Annotated in this window: 17 protein-coding genes; 7 read left to right on the forward strand and 10 right to left on the reverse strand. The window is 70.9% G+C overall.

Going from position 1 to position 19,338, the window contains the following annotated elements:
* Positions 1-213 precede the first annotated feature (213 nt).
* Both PSH25_RS01375 and PSH25_RS01380 read left to right on the forward strand, forming a co-directional pair.
* Complete coding sequence (locus tag PSH25_RS01375) at positions 214-429, forward strand: FmdB family zinc ribbon protein (protein ID WP_238657200.1); 216 nt, start codon at positions 214-216, stop codon at positions 427-429.
* Positions 430-581: 152 nt separating this feature from the next.
* Entirely contained in the window at positions 582-3,422 is a 2,841-nt protein-coding gene (locus PSH25_RS01380; RefSeq protein WP_238657201.1) for an ATP-binding protein, read from the forward strand.
* A 148-nt stretch (positions 3,423-3,570) separates the two neighbouring features.
* On the opposite strand, the gene PSH25_RS01385 is transcribed toward PSH25_RS01380, so the two are convergent.
* Positions 3,571-4,107: a phospholipase gene (locus PSH25_RS01385; protein ID WP_238657202.1), complete on the reverse strand. Its 537-nt coding sequence runs from the start codon at positions 4,105-4,107 to the stop codon at positions 3,571-3,573.
* A gap of 180 nt (positions 4,108-4,287) precedes the next feature.
* Positions 4,288-5,949, reverse strand: coding sequence for a glycoside hydrolase family 10-like protein (locus PSH25_RS01390; RefSeq protein WP_238657203.1), 1,662 nt, complete (start codon positions 5,947-5,949; stop codon positions 4,288-4,290).
* A gap of 202 nt (positions 5,950-6,151) precedes the next feature.
* Between PSH25_RS01390 and PSH25_RS01395 the strand changes: the two genes are divergently transcribed.
* Entirely contained in the window at positions 6,152-7,648 is a 1,497-nt protein-coding gene (locus tag PSH25_RS01395) for an amino acid permease (RefSeq protein ID WP_238657204.1), read from the forward strand.
* 50 nt (positions 7,649-7,698) lie between these two features.
* Here the strand turns inward: PSH25_RS01395 and PSH25_RS01400 are convergent, their stop codons facing one another.
* The 5 genes from PSH25_RS01400 to arfA are packed head-to-tail and all read right to left on the reverse strand — an operon-like array spanning position 7,699 to position 13,467.
* Positions 7,699-8,727 (reverse strand): glycoside hydrolase family 43 protein, encoded by a 1,029-nt coding sequence (locus tag PSH25_RS01400; RefSeq protein ID WP_238657205.1) that lies wholly within the window; start codon positions 8,725-8,727, stop codon positions 7,699-7,701.
* Positions 8,724-9,581 carry a carbohydrate ABC transporter permease gene (locus PSH25_RS01405; protein WP_238657206.1) on the reverse strand — a complete coding sequence of 286 codons (858 nt, stop codon included), beginning with the start codon at positions 9,579-9,581 and terminating at the stop codon, positions 8,724-8,726. The genes PSH25_RS01400 and PSH25_RS01405 overlap by 4 nt, the downstream gene beginning before the upstream one ends.
* A 10-nt stretch (positions 9,582-9,591) precedes the next feature.
* A complete protein-coding gene (locus PSH25_RS33845) occupies positions 9,592-10,557 on the reverse strand; it encodes a carbohydrate ABC transporter permease (protein ID WP_238657207.1) in 966 nt (321 codons plus the stop codon).
* A gap of 6 nt (positions 10,558-10,563) precedes the next feature.
* Positions 10,564-11,892 (reverse strand): ABC transporter substrate-binding protein, encoded by a 1,329-nt coding sequence (locus PSH25_RS01415; protein WP_238657208.1) that lies wholly within the window; start codon positions 11,890-11,892, stop codon positions 10,564-10,566.
* Positions 11,893-11,952: 60 nt separating this feature from the next.
* Positions 11,953-13,467, reverse strand: coding sequence for an arabinosylfuranosidase ArfA (gene arfA, locus PSH25_RS01420; RefSeq protein ID WP_238657209.1), 1,515 nt, complete (start codon positions 13,465-13,467; stop codon positions 11,953-11,955).
* Positions 13,468-13,613: 146 nt separating this feature from the next.
* Between arfA and PSH25_RS01425 the strand changes: the two genes are divergently transcribed.
* Complete coding sequence (locus PSH25_RS01425) at positions 13,614-14,621, forward strand: LacI family DNA-binding transcriptional regulator (protein WP_238657210.1); 1,008 nt, start codon at positions 13,614-13,616, stop codon at positions 14,619-14,621.
* Between the two features lie 15 nt (positions 14,622-14,636).
* Here the strand turns inward: PSH25_RS01425 and PSH25_RS01430 are convergent, their stop codons facing one another.
* The 3 genes from PSH25_RS01430 to PSH25_RS01440 form a co-directional block, all read right to left on the reverse strand.
* The gene (locus PSH25_RS01430; RefSeq protein WP_238657211.1) at positions 14,637-15,362 is read right to left on the reverse strand and encodes a methyltransferase domain-containing protein; all 726 of its coding nucleotides are present in this window, start codon (positions 15,360-15,362) and stop codon (positions 14,637-14,639) included.
* A gap of 262 nt (positions 15,363-15,624) precedes the next feature.
* Positions 15,625-15,933, reverse strand: coding sequence for a hypothetical protein (locus PSH25_RS01435; protein WP_112699090.1), 309 nt, complete (start codon positions 15,931-15,933; stop codon positions 15,625-15,627).
* A 38-nt stretch (positions 15,934-15,971) separates the two neighbouring features.
* Positions 15,972-17,609, reverse strand: coding sequence for an ABC-F family ATP-binding cassette domain-containing protein (locus tag PSH25_RS01440; RefSeq protein ID WP_238657212.1), 1,638 nt, complete (start codon positions 17,607-17,609; stop codon positions 15,972-15,974).
* A 62-nt stretch (positions 17,610-17,671) separates the two neighbouring features.
* Between PSH25_RS01440 and PSH25_RS01445 the strand changes: the two genes are divergently transcribed.
* The 3 genes from PSH25_RS01445 to PSH25_RS01455 all read left to right on the forward strand — a co-directional run bounded on the left by PSH25_RS01445 (position 17,672) and on the right by PSH25_RS01455 (position 19,306).
* A complete protein-coding gene (locus tag PSH25_RS01445; RefSeq protein ID WP_238657213.1) occupies positions 17,672-18,442 on the forward strand; it encodes an ROK family protein in 771 nt (256 codons plus the stop codon).
* A gap of 119 nt (positions 18,443-18,561) precedes the next feature.
* Entirely contained in the window at positions 18,562-18,930 is a 369-nt protein-coding gene (locus PSH25_RS01450; protein ID WP_238657214.1) for a tetratricopeptide repeat protein, read from the forward strand.
* A gap of 121 nt (positions 18,931-19,051) precedes the next feature.
* Positions 19,052-19,306 (forward strand): Smr/MutS family protein, encoded by a 255-nt coding sequence (locus PSH25_RS01455; RefSeq protein ID WP_007465523.1) that lies wholly within the window; start codon positions 19,052-19,054, stop codon positions 19,304-19,306.
* Positions 19,307-19,338 lie beyond the last annotated feature (32 nt).

Below are 19,338 nucleotides of genomic sequence, written 5' to 3' on the forward strand. Positions count from 1 at the left end.
GTCGGCGCATCCGCCGGACGCCCGCTCAGCCAGGGGCGGCGGGGGCGGGGCACCTTGCGCACCGGGTCGGGCGCGGCCCCCGAGCCTTCGAGCGGCCCGTCCAGCGGCGCGGCCGGTCGTAACGGTTGCACACGCGTGTCGTCCTCGCCGTCCACCACCTGTCGAGTATCACCCATGCTCCGCCAAGCGTCAGATCCACGTACCCTGGGTGGCATGCCCCGGTACGAGTTCCGCTGCCGCGCCTGCGGCGACACCTTCGAGGTCAACCGTTCGATGGCGGCGGCCGGTGAGCCGGCCAGCTGCCCACAGGGACACGCCGACACGGTCAAGCTTCTTTCCGCGGTCGCCGTCACCGGCCGAAGTGGTGCCGCCGGTGGCGGCCCGTCGCCCGCCGGTGGTGGCTGCTGCGGCGGTGCCTGCGGCTGCTGATCGGGCCAATTCGCCGCCGCCTGGTGGGCTGGCCTTGCCGGGAGCGGGTCCGAGTGGCACGTTGAGGCGGCACTTGCCCAACCGTTCTCACGATGTGTGATCGTCCGGACTCAGGCAGCATGAACCCGACGTCACGGGCGGAGGTTCCTCGCATGTCGCCACGGATCCAGCTCCCGACCGGTTGGGTGACCTTCGTGTTCACCGATATCGAGGGCTCGACCCGGCTGGCCCAGCTGCTCGGCCCGGACTACCGCCCGGTGCTCGCCGAGCATCGACGGCTGCTGCGTCGCACGCTGGCCAGCACGGGCGGCGCGGAACTGCTGACCGAGGGCGACTCGTTCTTCCTGGCCTTCGAGGAAGCGACCGCGGCGATGACCGCGTGCCTGACCGCCCAGCGGGCACTGTCCAGCCACGACTGGCCCACCTCCGAAGCCGCGCCCCGCGTGCGGATGGGCCTGCACACCGGCTACGCCGAGCCACGCGACGGTGAGTACGCCAGCCCCGAGGTGCACCGGGCCGCCCGGGTGGCCGCCGCCGCGCACGGCGGGCAGGTGCTCTGCACGGCGTCCACCGCACGTCGGGCCGAGCCGATGCCGCCGGGTGCGACCCTGCTCGACCTGGGCCTGCACCGCCTGCGCGGCTTCGACGACCGGGAACGACTGTTCCAACTGGTCGCACCGGGTCTGGAGCGGCAGTTCCCCCGGCCCCGCACCGCCGACGCGGTGGCGCACAACCTGCCCACGCAGGTGACCTCGTTCGTCGGCAGGCAGACCGAGCGCATCGAGTTGGGCCTGCTGGTGCGACAACACCGCCTGGTCACGGTGCTGGGCGCGGGCGGCGCGGGCAAGACCCGGCTCGCGGTGGAGTTGGCCAGCGGAGTCGTCGAGGCGTACCCGGACGGGGTCTGGTTCGTCGACATCGCCTCGGTGACCGACCCGGGGCTGGTGGCGTTCGCCATCGCCGCCGTGCTCGGCCTGCGACCCGAGCCTGGCCGGCCGATGCTGGACACCCTCGTCGAGTACGCGGCCGGCCGCCGGATGCTTGTCGTACTGGACACCTGCGACACCCAACCGGCCGCCTGCGCGGAGGTGATCGCGCGTCTGCTGTCCGGCGGTGGCGGCGTACGGGTGCTGGCCACCAGTCGTGAGTCGTTCAGCCTGCCCGGCGAGGTGGTGTGGCGGATTCCGCCGCTCTCGGTCGACCCGCGCGCAGACGGTGCGGAGAGCGACGCGGTGGCGCTGCTGCTGGACCGTACGGCTGCGGCGCGGGGTGGTCGGCAGCCGGACCCGGCCGAGTCCGCCGACCTGCGCCGGGTCGTGCAACGGCTGGACGGCCTGCCGCTCGCCATCGAGTTGGCCGCCGCCCGGCTGCGGGTGCTCTCCGTCGGCCAGCTCGCCGAGCGGCTGGACGATGTCCTCGGCACCCTGGACGCCGGCCGGGAGGACCCGGATCCGCCACCGGTGGAGCGGGGCTGGTCCGGCAACCAGCAGGACACCGTGGACCTGGTCGCGGCGGCGGCCGGTGCGTCGCCGCCCACCCCGGCGAGCCGGGCGGTGCAGCGCTCGGCCACCGAACGGCACATGACCATGCAGGCCACCGTCACCTGGTCGTACCGGACGCTGGGGCCCCGGGCCGCCCGCCTGCTGCGGTGGCTGGCGGTCTTCGCCGGCCCGGTGGATCTGGCCACGGTGGAGTGGCTGTTGGGTGACGATCCGCTGGACCCGCTCTCGGTCCTGGTGGACAAGTCGATGGTGTTGGCCGAGCCGCGTGCCGCCGGCAGCACCTACCGGATGCTCGACCCGATCCGGGCGTACGCGGCGCGGCGGTTGGCCGAGGCGGGTGAGGAGCAGGCCGCTCGGGACCGGCACGTGGCCTGGTCGGCGCACGCGTTGGACCGGGCCCACCTGGGTCAGGACGGTCGGCCGGTGACGCTGTCGTTGTACGCCCTCGATCCACTGGCCGGGGAGCTGCGCGCCGCGCTGCGCTGGTGCGCCACCGGCGGCAGCGCCCGCGCCGGTCTCGGTCTGGCGGGCGGGCTGGACCAGTGGTGGCTGGAGCGGGGCCTGGCTCGCGAGGGGCGGCTGTGGCTGTTCCGGCTGTACGGGCGGATCGCCGAGACGGGGGAGCGGATCCCGGAGGCGGAGCTGGCGGCGGCGTACCACATGCATTCGCTGCATGCCAGCGCGGACGGCGAGTTCGCCGAGGAGCTGCGCTACTCCCAGCGGGCGGAGGCGGCGGCCCGGCAGGCCGGCGACGCCGGGCTGTTGGCCCGGGTGCTCGCCGGCAGGGCCGCGCCGCTGGTGGACATGGGGCAGTTCGTCGAGGCCGAGCGGGTGTGCCGGGAGGTCATCGACTGGGCGCACGGGCAGGACGTGGTCGGCGAGGCGCTGTTCGCGGTGTTCAGCCTGGCCGAGTTGCTCTGGCGGCGGGGCGCCCTGGAGGAGGCGGCGGAGTTGCTGGGCGCGGTGCGTCCGGTGGAGGCGGCCCGGCCGGTGGAGCGGGGCCGCCGTTCGGTGGACATGCTGCTCGGCATGGTCGCGCTGGCCCGGGGCGACGTGATCGCCGCCCACGAGCATCTGCTGGTGGCGCTGCGCTCCCGGATGGGGCACGGCTACCACGGCCGGGCGTGCGACACCTTGAACGCGGTCGCGGTGCGCTGCGCGATCGGTGGGCAGCGGTTGACCGCCGCCCGCCTGTTCGGGGCGGCGCAGGCCACCCGGGCGAGCATGCGTGCCACCCCGGGCATCTTCGGCGGTTACTGGGCCGAACAGCAGGCGGAGTTGCGCACGGTGCTGGGCGACGCGGCCTTCGACGACGCGTACGGCGAGGGTGCCGAGTTGGGGCTGGACGAGGCCGCGGCGCTGGCACTCGACGTGGAACACCCGGACCTGGCGGCGGATTCGACCCGCTTCAGCACCGGCCTGTCCCAGCCAACCCCCCGCCGTCCCGCCGACCCCGACCGCCACCCCGCCACCCGAACCGAACGCGCCTAACCCCCCACCCCACCCCACCCACCCCCACCCACCCTTGTTGATCAAGAGGTTTCCGTCAGGAAACGCGTTCCCGATGACCGAAACTTCTTGATCAACGCGGGCGGGAGCGGTGGGGAGGGTGGGTGGGGGTGGGGTGGGGTGGGGTGGGTTAGTGGGTTGTGGCTTGGGCTTCGGCTTGGGCCTTCATTCGGGCGGCGCGGTCGATGTCGGCCTGCTGGACGGCCGCTACCGAACCGAAGATGCTGACCGCCTGGTAGTAGGTCCAGGCCAGGCTGTAGCAGGCCGGTCGGACGACCGAGTTGTACGTGGCGCAGACGCGCTTCAGGTCCTCGTAAAAGGCGCTGTCGAGGCGGGACTTGTTGGCGGAGAACTGGCCGACCGCCTTGTAGTTGCGGTAGCCGAAGTCGTGCCGGTAGCAGCCCAGGTTGAAGGTGAAGCCGAGCGGGTTGTCCGGGCTGGACGAGCAGTAGTCGGTGGACCAGTTGAAGTTGTACTCGGCCCAGGGGGCGCGGTTGACCCGGGCGCTGTTCCACGAGCTGTAGCTGGACGCGCTGGTCTGGGTCCAGCTGGACAGCACGGAGAGCTTTTGGGCGGGGGTGACGGCGGCGGCGGGAGAGGCGATGGCGAGGGTGGCGAGCAGCGCTAACGCGCCCGAGGCGAGCAGGGTGGCGAGACGTCGGGGCACGGGTTACCTCCGCGGGGGTGAGCGGGTGGGACGGAAGTTACCGGCGGGTTACCGGATGTCGATGAGTGTCGATCAGCTGATCAACTAGGCGGTATGCGCGTCGCCAACTATTGGTGACATACGTTGAAACAGACGAATGCCCCGGACGCACGAGGCGTCCGGGGCATCCAGATAAGTGGGTCAGCGCAGGACGAAAGCCGGGGGGCTCGCGGGGCTCTCGTTTGCCGACCGGTCCAGCGCGGTCAGCTGGTAGGTGTAGCGCCGACCGGGCTCGGCCGAGGTGTCCACCCAGGACTGGGTGCCGCCGGGCGTGGCCCGGACGGTGTCGACCAGGTGCGCGGCGTCGGCGGTGGCGCACCGGCCGGGCAGCGTGGTGCCGTCGAAGCGGTAGATCGCGTACGAGGTGGCGGTGCCGAGCGGGCCGACGCCGTCGGCGGGCTGCCGCCAGGTGAGCCGGACCCCGTCGGCCTGCCGGGTCGCCTGGCTGACCACCGGGAAGAGCAGCGGCCGGGCCGGCAGGTGGGGCATGGCCGGCACCAGCGCCGGGCGGGAGTAGTGCTCGCCCGCGTAGATGTCGGTGGCGCCGAGTCGGTTGGCCCGGACCTGCACCGCGGAGAAGTGCACGTTGCCCTGCACCTCCGGGTACGACCGGTTGAGCGTCAGGTGGTCGGACAGCTCACGCGGGTTCTGCCAGTACGGCCCGTACGCCGGGTCGCCGCTCTTGTAGTCGGCCTGGCCGATGTAGAGCTGCACGCGGGTGCCGCGCACCGTCTCGGCCCACCACGGCACGAGGCGCGCGTAGTCGGCGGCCGGGTACTGGCCGATGTACCAGTAGAGCTGCGGCACCACGTAGTCGATCCACTCCTGCTTGATCCACTTGCGGGTGTCGGCGGAGATGATGTCGTACGACTGGCTGCCGGTGGTGTCCGAGCCGAGCGGGTCTGCGGTCTTGTTGCGCCAGATGCCGAACGGGCTGACGCCGAACTTCACCCACGGCTTCGCCGCCTTGATCTTGCCGTTCATCTCCTGGATCAGCAGGTTGATGTTGTCCCGTCGCCAGTCGGCCCGGTCGGTGAAGCCCCGGTTGTGGGCCGCGAAGGTCGCGTCGTCCGGCACCTGGTACGTGCCGCTGGGGTAGGGGTAGAAGTAGTCGTCGAAGTGGACGCCGTCGATGTCGTACCGCTTGACCGCGTCCATCATGGCGGTCTGGACGAACTCGCGGACCTCGGGGATCCCGGGGTTGTAGTAGAGCCGGCTGCCGGCCACGCCGGCCGGTGGGTAGGCGAAGGTCCAGTCGGGGTGCTGCTGGGCCGGGTGGCCGGGGGCGAGTTGGGCGAGGTCGGCGCCGGCGCCGCCGGGGGCCGGCATGGAGACGCGGTACGGGTTGAACCAGGCGTGGAACTCCAGGTTCCGCTTGTGCGACTCGTCGACCAGGAAGGCCAGTGGGTCCCAGCCCGGGTCCTGGCCGCGTACTCCGGTCAGGTATTCCGACCAGGGTTCGTACGGCGAGGGCCAGAGCGCGTCGGCGGTGGGCCGGACCTGCACCACGACGGCGTTGTGGTGCAGTCGCCCGGCCAGGTCGAGTAGCGCGCGGTACTCGGCCTGCTGGGCCGCGATCCGGTCCGGGTTGGTCTGGGACGCCCTGCTGGGCCAGTCGATGTTGACCACTGACGAGATCCACATGGCCCGGAACTGCCGCTTCGGGGTGGCCGGGTCGGTGGCGCAGGTAGCGGTGCTGGTGGTGTCGGCCGCGCTGGGTGCGGCGCTCGCGGGGGTGGCGGTGACGAACGTGCCGAGCAGGGCTGCGACCAGCCCGGCGACTCCGAGTCGGGTGGCTTTCATGCGGTCTGTCCCTTCGTTGGGGCTCCCGGATGGTTCGCGCGGTGGGCGGCAAGATTCGCCGCTGATGTCCGCGTTGCTGGTAGGAAATTTTCACAGTCTGGCCATCGCCGCAAGAGTTCGTGGTTGACCAATCGCGCCGCTGGGTAGCAACGGCGGTCACCGGCCGCCGCGGAGGTGGTCGCACGGTGGGAGGGGTGACCGGGTGTCCGTGCTGCGCACAAAACCAATCAAGGACGTGATAGCCCAGGGTGAGGCGGACGGCAGCGACGGCCAACTGGGGCTGAAGAGACGGCTCGGCGCGATCGACCTCACCGGCTTCGGGATCGGCATCGTGATCGGCACCGGCATCTTCACGCTCACCGGGATCGAGGCCCGGGACAGCGCCGGGCCGGGCGTGGTGATCTCGTTCGCCATCGCCGGCGTGGTGGCCCTGCTCGCCGCCCTCTGCTACGCCGAGCTGGCCTCCAGCGTGCCGACCGCCGGCAGCGCCTACACCTACGCGTACGCCACGATGGGCGAGATCGTCGCCTGGATCATCGGCTGGGACCTGCTGCTGGAGTTCGCCCTCGGCGCCGCCGTGGTGGCCCGAGGCTGGTCCGGCTACCTCGCCGAACTGCTCGACCTGCCGACCCGGTGGTTCGGCGAGGAGGGCAGCACGGTCAACGTGGGTGCCATCGCCATCGTGCTGATCCTCGGCATCGTGGCGATCGTCGGCATTCGGGAGTCCGCCCGGATCACCAACCTGCTGGTGCTGGTCAAGGTGGCCATCTGCGTCTTCGTGGTGGTCGCCGGGCTGTTCTTCGTCAAGGCCGCCAACCTCACCCCGTTCATCCCGCCGGCCGAGCCCGCCGGTGGCGGCGACGACGGCATCAAGCAACCGGTCACGCAGGCGCTCTTCGGGCTGGAGCCGTCGGTCTTCGGCTTCGTCGGGGTGCTCAGCGCCGCCGCCGTGGTCTTCTTCGCGTACACCGGCTTCGAGGCCGTGGCCAACCTGGGCGAGGAGACGAGGAAGCCCAAGCGGGACCTCACCCTGGGTCTGCTCGGCACGCTGCTGATCTCCACCGTGCTCTACATCGGCGTCTCGCTGGTGGTGGTCGGGATGGTGCCGTACACCGAGATCGACCGGGGCGCCCCGATCGCGTCGGCCTTCGAGTCGGTCGGCGCGGGCTGGGCGGCCATACTGGTCTCCATCGCCGCGGTCGCGGGCCTGACCAGCGTCATCCTGGTCGACCTGGTGGCAATGGGCCGGATCGGCTTCGCCATCGCCCGGGACGGGTTGATCCCGCCCTCGATCGCGAAGGTGCACCCGCGCTGGGGCACCCCGTACCGGATCTCGGCGATCATGACGGTGGCGGTCGCGCTGCTGGCCGGCTTCCTGCCGCTGTCCGCGCTGGCCGACCTGGTCAGCATCGGCGCGCTCTGCGCGTTCGTCCTCGTGTCGGTGGCGGTGCCGATCCTGCGCCGCAAGCGGCCGGACCTGGAGCGGCCGTTCCGGGTGCCGTTCTCACCGGTGCTGCCGATCGTCTCGGCGCTGGCCTGCTTCTACCTGATGCTCAACCTGTCGGTGGAGACCTGGCTGCGGTTCCTGGCCTGGATGCTGCTCGGCGCGTTGATCTACTTCGGCTACGGCCACCGCCGCAACCGGCTGGCCCAGCACGAGCCCGCCGTCGCCCCGTCGCCCCGCGAGCCGACCGCCTGACCGACACCTGCGGAAGGGCCCTGTTTCCGGGGCCCTTCCGCACGATCAGCTCAGGGGCGGGGCTGCGGCGTGGCCGTCGGGCCCTTGACGACCGGCTTGCCGTCGACCCAGGTCACCTCATCGAGCCACACCTGCCGACCCGGGTCGGTGCTGCCCTCCTGGCCGGGCGGCCAGGCGTGGTACAGCAGCCAGGTCCGGCCGTCCTTGACCACCATCGACGCGTGGCCGGGGCCGGAGGCGGCCTCGTTGCCCTTCAGGATCGGGTTCTCGGCGGCCTTCACACACGGGCCGGTCGGGCTCTCGCAGACCGCGTAGCCCTCGGCGTACTCCGCCCGGTCGTACGCGTTGGCGGCGAAGAAGAGCAGCAGCCGGCCGTCCTGACGGTGGAAGAACGGCCCCTCGATCAGGGTGCCCTCCCACGGTTCGGTCTGCTTCAGCAGCTTTGTCGGCTCGCCGACGAGGGTCAGGCCGTCGTCGGCGAGGCGCTGCGACCAGAGCCAGGTGTCCACCCCGATCGCGTTGCCGTCGTTCTTCCACAGCAGCCACAGGCTGCCGTCGGTGTCCCGGTACGGGCTGGCGTCGATCGCCCCACCAAGGTCTGCATGGCAGATCAGCGGGCCGGCCGCCTCGTCCCGGTACGGCCCCTCCGGTGCGCTGGCCACCGCCCGCCCGACGCACTGCCGCCCCGACTCCCGGCCGGCGACGGTGTAGTAGAGCAGGAAGCGGTCCGGCGCGAGCTGGATCGCCTCCGGCGCCCAGGTCTTACCAGCGTCCGCCCAGTCCGGCAGCGCCGGCAGGGCGTCCCCGGCCTCGGCCCAGTCGACCAGGTCGGTCGAGGTGAGCACCGGGACGTTGCGGCCGCCGGAGTTGGTGTGGAACAGGTACCAGGTGTCGCCCACCTGGATCGCCTGCGGGTCCGGGGCGTCCGTCTTCACGACAGGGTTGGTGAACATGCTGGGGTCGCTCCCGCTGCTCGTGGTGGGGGTGGGTTCGGTGTCGTCCGAGCAGCCCGCAACGAGCAACGCGGCGGCGAGAACGATCGCCGCCGCGCCACGTCGCCGGGCGGTCGTACGCGTCATCCCTTCAGACCGCTGCGGGAGACACCCTGGATGATGTGCCGCTGGGCCAGCACGAAGAGGATCAGCACCGGCAGGCTGGCCAGCACCGCGCCCGCCATGATCACCGGGTAGTCGGTGACGTATGAGCCCTGGAGCAGGCCCAGGCCCGGCGGCAGGGTGAGCTGATCCGGGCTGAACAGCACGAAGATCGGCCAGAGGAAGTCGTTCCAGTTGGTGAGGAACGACAGCACGGCCAGGGTGGCCAGCGCCGGCCTGGACAGCGGCAGCACCACCTTGTAGAAGATCTGCCACTGGTTGGCGCCGTCGAGCGTGGCCGCCTCCTCCAACTCGTTCGGGAGCGAGAGGAAGAACTGCCGCAGGAAGAACACCCCGAACGCGCTGGCCGCGCCGGGCACCACCACCACGGCGAGGGTGTCGATCCAGTTGAGCTGGTCGACGATCAGGAAGTTCGGGATGATCAGCGAGGTCGGCGGGATGAACAGCGTCCCGACGATCAGGGCGAAGGTCACCCCGCGACCGCGGAACCGCAGCCGGGCCAGGGAGTACGCGGCCAACGAGGCGGTCACCAGCACCAACGCCGAGTGCAGCGTGGCGGCCAGCATGCTGTTGAGGAACCAACGCAGCACCGGGTTCGCCGAGTTGTTGAGGATCTGCTCGTAGCCGTAACCGGCGAGCGGGTTCGGCAGCCAGCTCGGTGGGATCTGCTGGGCGGCGGTGTAGGTCTTCAGCGAGGTGATGACCATCCACACCAGCGGGACCAGGAAGATCAGGGCCAGGGCGACCAGGGTGGCGTAGAGCCCGACCCGGCGCAGCCCCGGTGTGGAGCCGTCGGTGGTCGGCGTGGGCGTCGTCATGGCGGTCCCCTCAGTCTTCCTTGTAGCGGAAGAGGCGGAAGTTGGCGATGCTCACGACCGCCAGCAGCAGGGCGAACACGATGCTCATCGCGGCGGCACGACCGGCGTTGTTGTTCCGCAGGCCCTCCTCGACGATGAACCACACCACCGTGCGGGTCTCCGTGCCGGGCGTCCCCTGGGTGATCAGGAACGACTGACCGAACATGTTCGCCGAGGCGAGCACGGTCGTCGTGATCACGAAGAGCAGCACCGGCCGCAGCCCGGGCAGGGTGACGTTGCGGAACCGCTGCCACGCGTTCGCGCCGTCCATCCGGGCCGCCTCGTACAGCTCCGGCGAGATGTCCTGGAGACCGGCCAGGTAGATCACCGCGTTGAAGCCGGACGTCCACCAGACGGTCACCCCGACCAGCGAGATCCACGCCCACGGCATGTTCGTCACCCAGGGGGTGTCCGACGGCAACCCGACCGCGCCGAGGAGCCGGTTGACCAGGCCCAGGTTGGCGTCGAGCAGGAACCGCCAGAGCAGGCCGATCACCGCGACACCCAGCACGTACGGCGCGAAGTAGATCGCCCGGAAGAACGTCCGGCCCGGGAAGGAGCGGTTGAGTAGCAGTGCCAACCCCAGCGGTACGACCACAAGCAGCGGCACCGACAGCACCGTGAAGATCGCGGTGGCCCGGATGCTCTGCCACCAGTCGCCGTAGACGGCGGAGTCGCTGGAGAAGAGCTGCTTGTAGTTGTCGAACCCGACGAACGGCCGATTGGGCAGCTGGAAGTCCCACTGGTGCACGCTCAGCCAGAGGCCGAGGATGATCGGCAGCAGGCCGAACACCCCGAACAGGACCAGGTAGGGGGCGAGGAACAGATACGGCGTCGCCCGTCTGGTCCGACCCGCCGAGGCGGCCCGGCGGGCTGCGTTGGCCGCCGGGGGCGGCGCGTCACCGCGCGCCGCCCCGACCTCGATCACGTCCGCCACGGGGTATCAGCTCCCGTACTTCTTGCGGTTGTCCTCGAGCTGCTTGTTGGCCTTGGCCACACCGTCGTCCAGCGCCTGCTTGGGCGACTTCTTGCCCAGCGCGGCCTCGTTGAAGGAGTTGTAGAAGGTGGTCATGACCTCGCCGAGACCCGGGGCCGCCGGCGGGAACGCCGCGTACTCCAGCTCGGGGGCGAGCGACGAGATCTCCGGCAGCGCCTTGAACTCGGCGCCCTCGCGGACGGCCTTACGGGCCGGCACCTGGCCGCCCTTCGCCCAGTCCAGCGAGTGCTCGCTGAGCCAGTTGATGAAGACCTTGGCGCCGGAGACCTTGTTGGCGTCGTTGGCCCGCTGCTTGACGATGGTGAAGTTGTGCGAGTTGGCCCACGCGGCCGGCTTGCTGCCGATCTGCGGGAGCGGAGCGACGCCCCACTGCACCTCGGGGCTCTTCTTCAGGTCGTTGATCTGCCAGATGCCGTTCCAGGTGAAGGCGTTCTTGCCGCTCTTGAACGACAGGTAGTCGGCGTCCTGACCGACGTTGGCCGGCGAGAAGCCCTGCTTGATCATGTCGACCAACCAGGTGCACGCCTCGACCGCCGGGTCCGAGTTGAAGGTGGCCTTGGCCACGTCCGCGTCGAACAGGGTGGCGCCCCACTGGTTGAGCAGCGAGTAGAAAGTCATGCCGCCGGTGAACTGGAACGGGCTGACCCAGAAGCCCTGGATGCCAGCCTTCTTCAGCTCGGTCAGCGCGGCGACGTAATCGTCCTTGGTCGTCGGCGGCTTGTTCGGGTCCAGGCCGGCCTTCTGCATGACGGTCTTGTTGTAGTAGAAGCCCAGCGGGTGCATGTCCAGCGGGATGCCGTACCGCTTGTTGTTGTAGAGCCCGCCCTTCCACACCGTGGGGGCGAAGTCGCCCTCGGCGAGCTCCAGATTCTTGGCCACGTCGTCCAGCTCGGTGATCACACCGCGGGCGGCGAAGGTGGCGAGCTGGTCCATGTGCATGACCGCGATGTCCGGGCCGTTGCCGCTGGAGGCCGCGCCGGGGAGCTTGTTGTAGTAGTCCTCCCACTGGTACGTGGCCACCGACACGGCGATGTTCTTGTGCTCGGTGTTGAACTGGTTGACCAGCGTCTTGAAGATCTCGCCGTCACCGCCGGTGAAGCCGTTCCACAGCTTCAGGTCCACCTTGGGGCCGGTGTACTCCTTGCCCCCGTTGCCGGCGGCCGGCCCGGAGGCGCTGTCATCGCCGCCGCAGCCCGCGAGGGTCAGCGAAGCCGCAGCGCCGAGTCCGAGACCGAGGCCGAGCAGGCGACGCCGGCTCATGTCGTTCTGGATCATGCTTTATCTCTCCTTGAAGGGGGACGGGATGAATTGTGCCTGCTCAAGACCGGTGCGACATCAGGCGCTGATCGGGCCGAAGCGGAGCACGCTCCAGGACACGGCGGGCAGGCGTACGGTGCACCGGCCGCCGTCAGGGGTGGGGGTGGGCAGATCCCGCGGCGTCACCCGGTCGGGCTCGGCCTCGGTGTTCGTCGCGGACGGGTCAGACCCGGCAGCGATGCTCTGGAAGGAATAACCGGACAGTCCTGGCAGACCGCGCAAATCGATGTCCAATGCGAGGTCCGTCTGGTCGCGGTTGACCGCGAAAACGGTCAACTCGCCGGTCTCCTCGTCGTGCAGGGCGACGGTGTCGAGCACCGGCACGTCCCCGTACTTCTTCGTGTCGTAGCGCGGCGACACCGGGTCGGTGCGCAGCACGGTGCCTCGGGCGTACCGCGCGGTCAGTGCGAACGGGTGGAAGATGCTCTGCCGCCAGGCGGGGCCACCGTTGCGGGTGCGGATCGGCGCGATCACGTTGGCCAGTTGCGCCTGGGCTGCCACACCGACCCGGTCCGCGTGGCGCAGCAGGGTGATCAGCAGGTCCCCGACGACCACCGCGTCGACGGCGGTGAAGTCGTCCTCGATCAGCGCCGGAGCCTCGACCCAGCCGCGCCGGTCCAGGTCGGCCTGGAGGCGTGACTCGTACCAGACATTCCACTCGTCGAAGGAGATCTTCAGCTTGCGCTTGTGCCGCTGCTTGGCGGCCACGTGGTCGGCGGTCGCGACGACCTCGGTGATGAAATTGTCCATGTCGACGGCCGACGCCAGGATGCTGGCCTGGTCGCCGTCGGACGGGTCGTAGTAGGTGTGCGCCGAGATGTAGTCGACGTGCTCGTAGGTGTGCTCCAGCACCGTCGCCTCCCAGGAGGCGAAGGTGGGCATCCGCCGGTTGGAGCTGCCGCAGGCGATCAGGCTGATCGACGGGTCGATCATCTTCATGGCGCGGGCGGCCTCCGCGGCGAGGCGGCCGTACTCGTCGGCGGTCTTGTGGCCGACCTGCCACGGGCCGTCCATCTCGTTGCCCAGGCACCACAGCCGCACGCCGTACGGGTCCTCGGCGCCGTGCTTGCGCCGCAGGTCGGAGAACTCGGTGCCGCCCGGGTGGTTGGCGTACTCCAGCAGGTCCAGTGCCTCCTGGACGCCCCGCGTGCCGAGGTTGACCGCCATCATCGGTTCGACGCCGGCCTCGGCGGCCCACGTCATGAACTCGTCCAGCCCGAACGCGTTGGTCTCGATCGTCTTCCAGGCCAGGTCGAGCCGGCGCGGCCGGTCACCGACCGGGCCGACCCCGTCCTCCCAGCGGTAGCCGGAGACGAAGTTGCCGCCCGGGTAGCGGACGACCGAGACGCCCAGCTCACGGGTGAGGTCCAGCACGTCGCGGCGCAGGCCGCGGGAGTCGGCGGTGGGGTGGCCGGGCTCGTAGATGCCGCCGTAGACACACCGCCCCATGTGCTCGACGAATGAGCCGAAGAGGCGTCGGTCGGCCGGGCCGATGGAGAAGGCCGGGTCGATCGTCAGCTGCGCGGTCCGCAAGGGGGTGTCACCTTTCCTCGTGCCGATGCCCGGGTGAGCGCGCTCACCGTTCACCCGGTGTCCATCGTTCTACAACGTTGTAGGCAACGTTGTAAAGGGTTGCTGAGGCGGTAGGGTGCGGAGTGTTACATCGGGGAGGTTTCGGAGTGCGACAAAGGCTCAAGGACGTGGCCGAACGGGCCGGGGTGTCGGTGAAGACCGTCTCCAACGTCGTCAACGGTTACGTGCACGTTCGGCCGGACACCCGCGCCCGAGTCGAAAAGGCGATCGCCGAACTCAACTACCGGCCCAACCTCTCGGCCCGCCACCTGCGCAAGGGCCGCACCGGCGTGATCGCCTTGGCCGTCCCGGAACTGGACATCCCGTACTTCGCAGAACTGGCCCGCTACGTGGTCACCGCCGCCGCCGCCTACGGCTGGACGGTGCTGATCGACCAGACCGGCGGTCGGCGGGAGCAGGAACGGGTGGTGGCCTCCGGCATCACCGATCACCTGATCGACGGGCTCATCTTCAGCCCGTTGGCGCTCACCGCGGAGGACCTGGCCGGCCTGGACGGCACGCCCATGGTGCTGCTCGGCGAGCGGGTCGAACACGGCCCCGCCGATCGCGTGGTGATCGACAACGTGACCGCCGCCCGGGAGATCACCGATCACCTGATCCAGCTCGGCCACCGCCGGATCGCGGCCATCGGCTCCCAGCGCACCGACGAGGGAGCCAGCGCCCGGCTGCGTCTGGCCGGATACGCCGACGCGCTGCGCGCCGCCGGGCTCGACTACGACGAAACCCTGGTGGCGCCCGCGTCGGCCTGGCACCGCGCCGACGGCGCGGCCGCCATGCAGGGCCTGCTCACCTCCGGCGTACGCCCCGACGCCGTCTTCTGCTTCAACGACACGCTTGCCCTGGGTGCCCTGCGTGTCCTGCACGAGGCCGGTCTGCGGGTGCCCGAGGACGTGGCGGTGGTCGGCTTCGACGACATCGAGGACGGCCGGTTCTCCATCCCCACCCTCAGCACCGTCGCCCCGGACAAGGCGCGCATCGCCCAACTTGCCGTCGAACTCCTGGCCAACCGCCTGGACGGCGACCGCGCCGCCCCGGCGAAGGAGCTTTCTGCCCCGTACCGCCTGGAACTCCGCGAATCCACCCAGACCCCGTAACCAGTACCGGGCCGGTCAGTCGAAGAAGCGGGCCAGGTGGGATTTTGGGGCGGTATCGACGTCCGGTTGGAGTGGAGTCAGGTCGGCGAAGATCGAGGCGCCGTCGCAGCCGGCGTGCAGGGGATACCACCGCGGGCGGCCCGGTGGACGGCCCTGGCAGATCCCCTTGAACGTCTGCACGTCCATCAGCCGGACGTGGGTCGGGTCGGCCACCGCGTTCACGTGCCCCCACCAGGGGCTCATCACGTGCAGCACCCCACCGGGGCGGAGGACCCGGTGACACTCGTCGACAAGCGGCAGGAAGTCGATCAGGTGCTCCAGGATGTGCACCGCGAAGAGGACGTCCACCGAGTTGTCGGCGAGCGGCAGTGAGCCGGACAGGTCAGCGACGGCGTCCACGCCGGGGGCGGGGTAGATGTCCAGCCCCAGGTTGCTCGACCACTGCTTGGTCGGCCCACAACCAAGGTCCACGATCACCGGCGCCCGCCCGCCGATGCCGACGCGGCACCAGACGCCGTAGACACCGGCCAGCCGCCCCACCAGGTCCCGCACCAGCCGTAGCTGAGCGGGCTCGGCCACGTCGCCGCTCAGATGGGCCACCCCCCGGTCGAACCGCACCTCGACCGCCAGGTCCCGCAAACGATCGTCGTGGCGGACCTGGTCCGCCCATGCCTGACCGAGGAATTCGTCGATCGCCCGCAGCCGGTCGGCCGAGGGCGGAGTCTGTGCCAAAGCGACCATTCGGGCCACCTCCCGCCGCGCGATACCCGCAATCGCGCCCGGTATGCCCCACTCGTCCGCCTCGTTGCCGACTCGTGTGCGGCCCACCGATGGGGATGTCGCAGGATGCGGGGCAGGACCGCAGTCATCTTGATGCCACACAGACATCAAAATGACTCTGCGGCATCACGCTCAACGGAGACATCGGCTCCGCCCGGGCACGGGGCCGAGCGGCGAACGACCAACTCGGCCCATGCCACCGCAGTCGGCTCGGCGCCCCCGGTCAGCCGGAGAGGGTGCGGCGGCCCCCGCGCATCCGCTGGCGAGGCGGCGGGTCGGCGGGCTTCGGCCGCTTGAGGTGGTAGCGGTGCAGTTCGTGGTTGCCGGGCAGGGACGGGTCCTCGCTCATCGCGACCAACTCCCAGCCCTGGTCACCGGCCCGGTTCAGGTGGGCCAGCGCGGTGTCGCCGTACGGCGTCACGTCGACCATCGAGCCGTCCGGGCCGTACCAGACGAAGACGACCTCCCAGCCGAGGTCGTTGGTCGCGGCCTGGCGGCGGCGGACCAGCAGGGCGTACTCCCACTTGAGCATGCCGTCATTCTCACCCCGCGCCGGCCCACGGGCACGGATCAATCCTCGGCGATCCGCCCGCCGTCGACGCGGAGCCGCCGGTTGGTCTCGATAGCGGCCAGCATCCGCCGGTCGTGAGTGACCAGCAGCAGCGTTCCGGGGTAGCTGGCCAGCGCCGACTCGAGCTGCTCGATGGCGGGCAGGTCCAGGTGGTTGGTGGGCTCGTCCAGCACCAGCAGGTTGACCCCACGGCCCTGGAGCAGGGCCAGCGCGGCCCGGGTCCGCTCACCGGGGGAGAGGGTGGCCGCCGGTCGGGGCACGTGCGCCGCCCGCAGGCCGAACTTGGCCAGCAGGGTCCGCGCGTCCGCCGGCGACAGGTGGGGTACGGCCGCCTCGAACGCGTCGATCAGCGGCACGTCGCCGAGGAACAGCCCGCGGGCCTGGTCCACCTCGCCGACCACCACGCCGGGCCCGAGCGAGGCGGTGCCGGCGTCCAGCGGCAGCCGGCCCAGCAGCGCGGCCAACAGGGTGGACTTGCCCGAACCGTTCGCACCGGTCACCGCGACCCGGTCCGCCCAGTCGATCTGGAGGTCGACCGGGCCGAGGGTGAAGCCACCCCGGCGTACCACCGCTCCGCGCAGCGTGGCCACGACGGCGCCGGCGCGGGGCGCGGCGGCGATCTCCATCCGCAGCTCCCACTCCTTGCGGGGCTCCTCGACCACGTCGAGCCGTTCGATCAGCCGTTCGGTCTGCTTGGCCTTGGCGGCCTGCTTCTCGCTCGACTCGCTCCGGAACTTGCGGCCGATCTTGTCGTTGTCGGTGGCCTTGCGGCGGGCGTTCCGCACCCCCTTCTCCATCCAGCCACGCTGGGTGCGGGCCCGAGCCTCCAGCCCGGCCTTGGTGTCGGCGTACTCCTCGAAGTCCGCGCGGGCGTGCCGCCGCGCCACCTCGCGCTCCTCCAGGTAGGCCGCGTAGCCGCCGCCGTAGTGGTTGACCTGCTGCTGCGCCAGGTCCAGCTCCAGCACCCGGGTCACCGTGCGGGTGAGGAACTCCCGGTCGTGGCTGACCAGCACCGTGCCGGCGCGCAGCCCGGTGACGAACTCCTCCAGCCGCTCCAACCCGGCCAGGTCCAGGTCGTTGGTCGGCTCGTCGAGCAGGAACACGTCGTACCGGCTGAGCAGCAGCGACGCGAGCCCGGCCCGGGCCGCCTGGCCGCCGGAGAGCCCGGTCGTCGGGTGGTCCAGGTCGACCGCGAGCCCCAGGTCGGCGCTCACCTGCTCGGCGCGTTCGTCCAGGTCCGCGCCGCCCAGGGCGAGCCAGCGCTCCAGCGCGTCGCCGTACGCGTCGTCGGCGCCCGCCGCCCCGGCGGTCAGCGCCTCGGTCGCCGCGTCCAACGCCGCCTGCGCGGCGGTCACCCCGGTCCGGCGGGCCAGGAAGTCGCGTACCGTCTCGCCCGGTCGCCGTTCCGGCTCCTGCGGCAGGTGGCCGACGCTCGCGGTGGGCGGGCTGAGCCGCACGCTGCCGGCCTCGACCGGCAACAACCCGGCGAGGGTACGCAGCAGCGTCGATTTGCCGGCCCCGTTCGGCCCGACCAGCCCGACCACGTCGCCGGGGGCGACCACCAGGTCCAATCCGGCGAACAGCGGGCGGTCGCCGTGCCCGGCGGCCAGGTCCTTGACGATCATCGTGGCGCTCATCAGGACGGCAGCCTATCCGGCCCCCCGCATACGACCGGCCGGCAGCGGGCAGACTCAACGACGTGGTGACCACACTGGCGATCGACTGTGGCGGCGGGGGCATCAAGGCGTCCGTGCTCGACGAGGCGGGAACGATGCGGGCCCGGCCGTTGCGGGTGCCCACCCCGTACCCGTTGCCGCCTGCGCTGTTTGTCCGGACCCTGCTGGATCTGGGCGGGCGCCTGCCAACGGCGGACCGGCTCACGGTCGGCGTACCCGGGATGATCCGGCACGGAGTGGTCGTGAGCACGCCGCACTACGTGACCCGCAACGGCCCCCGCACCCGGGTCGACCCGGACCTGCTCGCCGAGTGGTCCGGCTGGGACGCGCGGGGCGCGCTGGCCGACGCGTTCGGGGTGCCGGCGCTGGTGCTCAACGACGCCGAGGTGCACGGCGCCGGAGTGGTCGCCGGCACCGGCTGCGAGCTGGTGCTGACCCTGGGGACGGGGCTGGGCAGCGCGCTCTTCGACGGCGGGGTGCTCGCACCGCACCTGGAGCTGTCGCACGCTCCGGTGCGCTGGGGCACCACCTACGACACGTACGTCGGCGAGCCGGAACGACGGCGGCTCGGCGACGCCTTCTGGTCCCGACGGATCCGGCAGGTGGTGGACGGGCTCCGCCCGGTGTTCCGCTGGGACCGGCTCTACCTGGGCGGGGGCAACTCCCGACTGATCCGGCCCGAGCAGCTGACCCGGATGGGCGACGACGTGGTGGTGGTGCCGAACACGGCCGGAATTGTCGGCGGTGTCCGCGCCTGGGAACTGTCCGCCGGACGCCGGGGCGCCCGCACCTGACCCTTCGGCGCCCGTCGGCGGCCCGAACTGACCCGATCTCGACCCCGGGAACAGTCGCCAAACGCCCGGTGTTGTGCCAGCGTCGGAACAGGTGACGGTGCGACCCGAGGAGGTGGCAGATGGATCTTCTGGCGGACTACCGGCGGGCGACCATGTTCTTCGAAACCGGTGACCCCAGCGGGGCAGCCCGACTGCTGGAGCCGATCATCGACGCCGAACCCAGCAACGCGGCGGTCCGGCAGCTGCTGGCCCGGGCGTACTTCCAGTCGGCCCAGCTCAACCGGGCCGAGGAGCACCTGCGCGAGCTGGTCGAACGGGACCCGAGCGACCACTACGCGCACCACGTGCTCGGCCGGACGCTGGAGCGGCTGAACCGACACACCGACGCGCTGCGGCACCTGCGGATCGCCGCCGCGATGTACGCGGCCAACGACGACTACCGGACCGCGCTGGAGCGGGTGGAAACCCGCCTCGGCGGCAGGCGCTGACCGTGCGGCGTGACGTGACAGGGGCGGTCCTTCGGGGCCGCCCCTTCCGTCGCCCGGTTGGCGGGCCGGCGGGCGTGCCTAGGATGGCGGACATGGGACCTGACCGGCCGGGGGCTGCGGCATGAAGCTCAAGCTGGACCTGCACGAGATCTTCAACAAGGGCCAGGACATCGACCGGGCGTTGCGCGGGATCATGGACGAGGCGGTGGCGAAGAAGGCCACCCTCGTCGAGATCATCCCCGGCAAGGGGTCCGGCCAGCTCAAGAAGCGGGTGCTGCGGTTCCTCGACCAGAAGGACGTCAAGCAGCTCTACCATCGGGTGGAGAAGGACTCGAAAAACTTCGGCCGCCTCTTCGTCCACTTCCGCTGGAAGTAAGAACGACACAGCCTCTGACCTGCGTATCCGGC

The sequence above is a fragment of the Micromonospora foliorum genome (assembly GCF_022229015.1).
In the GTDB taxonomy this organism is placed as follows: domain Bacteria; phylum Actinomycetota; class Actinomycetes; order Mycobacteriales; family Micromonosporaceae; genus Micromonospora; species Micromonospora foliorum.

Excerpts from the sequence above, each read along its gene's own strand:
- PSH25_RS01450 (WP_238657214.1), top strand. The coding sequence starts at position 18,562 with ATGGATCTTCTGGCGGACTACCGGCGGGCGACCATGTTCTTCGAAACC.
- PSH25_RS01435 (WP_112699090.1), bottom strand. The coding sequence starts at position 15,933 with ATGCTCAAGTGGGAGTACGCCCTGCTGGTCCGCCGCCGCCAGGCCGCG.
- PSH25_RS01400 (WP_238657205.1), bottom strand. The coding sequence starts at position 8,727 with ATGACGCGTACGACCGCCCGGCGACGTGGCGCGGCGGCGATCGTTCTC.
- PSH25_RS01375 (WP_238657200.1), top strand. The coding sequence starts at position 214 with ATGCCCCGGTACGAGTTCCGCTGCCGCGCCTGCGGCGACACCTTCGAG.
- PSH25_RS01430 (WP_238657211.1), bottom strand. The coding sequence starts at position 15,362 with ATGGTCGCTTTGGCACAGACTCCGCCCTCGGCCGACCGGCTGCGGGCG.
- PSH25_RS01415 (WP_238657208.1), bottom strand. The coding sequence starts at position 11,892 with ATGATCCAGAACGACATGAGCCGGCGTCGCCTGCTCGGCCTCGGTCTC.
- PSH25_RS01455 (WP_007465523.1), top strand. The coding sequence starts at position 19,052 with ATGAAGCTCAAGCTGGACCTGCACGAGATCTTCAACAAGGGCCAGGAC.
- PSH25_RS01405 (WP_238657206.1), bottom strand. The coding sequence starts at position 9,581 with ATGACGACGCCCACGCCGACCACCGACGGCTCCACACCGGGGCTGCGC.
- PSH25_RS01380 (WP_238657201.1), top strand. The coding sequence starts at position 582 with ATGTCGCCACGGATCCAGCTCCCGACCGGTTGGGTGACCTTCGTGTTC.
- PSH25_RS01440 (WP_238657212.1), bottom strand. The coding sequence starts at position 17,609 with ATGAGCGCCACGATGATCGTCAAGGACCTGGCCGCCGGGCACGGCGAC.
- PSH25_RS01390 (WP_238657203.1), bottom strand. The coding sequence starts at position 5,949 with ATGAAAGCCACCCGACTCGGAGTCGCCGGGCTGGTCGCAGCCCTGCTC.